The sequence below is a fragment of the Nodosilinea sp. LEGE 07088 genome (assembly GCF_015207395.1).
In the GTDB taxonomy this organism is placed as follows: domain Bacteria; phylum Cyanobacteriota; class Cyanobacteriia; order Phormidesmidales; family Phormidesmidaceae; genus Nodosilinea.
Window position 1 is genome coordinate 1 of record NZ_JADEWX010000371.1, and the last position, 1,433, is coordinate 1,433.

General features: G+C 60.9%; 2 protein-coding genes. Both read left to right on the forward strand.

Annotated features, from left to right (window positions below):
• The first annotated feature begins 116 nt into the window (after window positions 1–116).
• Window positions 117–1,028 carry a peptide chain release factor N(5)-glutamine methyltransferase gene (gene prmC, locus IQ254_RS31055; protein WP_193969987.1) on the forward strand — a complete coding sequence of 304 codons (912 nt, stop codon included), beginning with the start codon at window positions 117–119 and terminating at the stop codon, window positions 1,026–1,028.
• A 71-nt stretch (window positions 1,029–1,099) separates the two neighbouring features.
• The gene (locus IQ254_RS31060; protein ID WP_193969988.1) at window positions 1,100–1,372 is read left to right on the forward strand and encodes an acylphosphatase; all 273 of its coding nucleotides are present in this window, start codon (window positions 1,100–1,102) and stop codon (window positions 1,370–1,372) included.
• Window positions 1,373–1,433 lie beyond the last annotated feature (61 nt).

The following is a 1,433-nucleotide window of genomic DNA, read 5'->3' on the forward strand; positions in this document are numbered from 1 at the left end:
GGGAAGGGCGGTAGGGTGGGTTAGGCCCAGAGGCAATTTTGGTTGAACCGATCGCCTGGGCCATGGCCGTAACTCACCGTTAGGGTATGCAGGCACCGGGTGTATAGGGAGATGGGATGGGTGAGGCTTTGACGTCGGGGACAGACCTATGGGCCTGGCGAAACCGTGCGCTCCAGGATGCTCAGGCGGCTGGTATCGATGCTGAAGAGGTCGATTGGCTGTTGACAGCAGTGGCCGATGTGGATCGGCTGGCGCTGCGGTTGGGGACGGTGCAGCGCAGGGCGCAAGTTGCCCTATGGTTTTCTCTTGCAGAACTCGATCGTCGCTGGCACCAGCGCATCACCGAGCGTATTCCCGTGCAATATCTGGTGGGTGAAACCCGCTGGCGAGACCTCAGCCTGACGGTATCTCCAGCGGTGCTGATTCCTCGCCCGGAGACAGAGCTGATTATCGATCTGGCGATGGCGGCGGTGGTGAGTAGCCCCCGGGGAGACCAGCTGGCGGGGGGCATTTGGGTAGATATGGGGACGGGCAGCGGTGCGATCGCGATCGCCCTGGCCCAAACCTTCCCGCTAGCTCGTATTCTGGCGGTGGATCTGAGCCCCAATGCCCTAGCGATTGCTCAGGCCAATACCAAAAGAATGGATCTAGGCGATCGCATCACCTTCTACCAGGGCGCTTGGTTTGAACCCCTGGAACCCTATCGAGGCCAGATCAGCGCCCTGGTATCGAACCCGCCCTACATTCCCTCGGCACTGCTGCCGACGCTCCAGCCCGAGGTGGTAAACCACGAACCTGCCGCCGCTCTGGATGGCGGCGATGACGGCCTTGCAGCCCTCCGCATGCTCGCCACTCAAGCGCCCGATTATCTGGTGCCCGGTGGCCTGTGGCTAGTCGAGATGATGGCGGGCCAGGGGGAGGCGGTGAAGGAACTACTGGTGGCGCAGGGATGCTATCGCGATATTGAGATTCATCTGGACTTGGCGGGGCGCGATCGCTTTGTGCAGGCCACCTATGCGCCCGCATAGATTGAGCCAGCGGTAGCGGCGGTGCCCATCGACCAGCTTGAATGGTAAATGAACCGACAAACCAGAGGCTAATGGAACATATTCGAGCGGTCGTTCATGGCGTCGTGCAGGGCGTTGGCTTTCGCTATCACACCTGCCAAGTAGCCCAAGAGCTAGGGGTGAAGGGATTTGTGCGCAACCAGCCCGATGGCACCGTTGAAATTGTGGCCGTGGGTACCAGCGACCAGCTCAAGACCCTGCTGCATTGGGCTAACAAAGGGCCAACGGGTGCCCGAGTCACCCAGGTCGAGACTGAACCTTACACCGATGCAGCTGATTTCGATGGGTTCACCATTGCGCGATAGTAGCCCTGCCAGGCTCGACCAGACGTAGTGCCGTGATTACTCCCCCTCTCCCCCTCTCCCC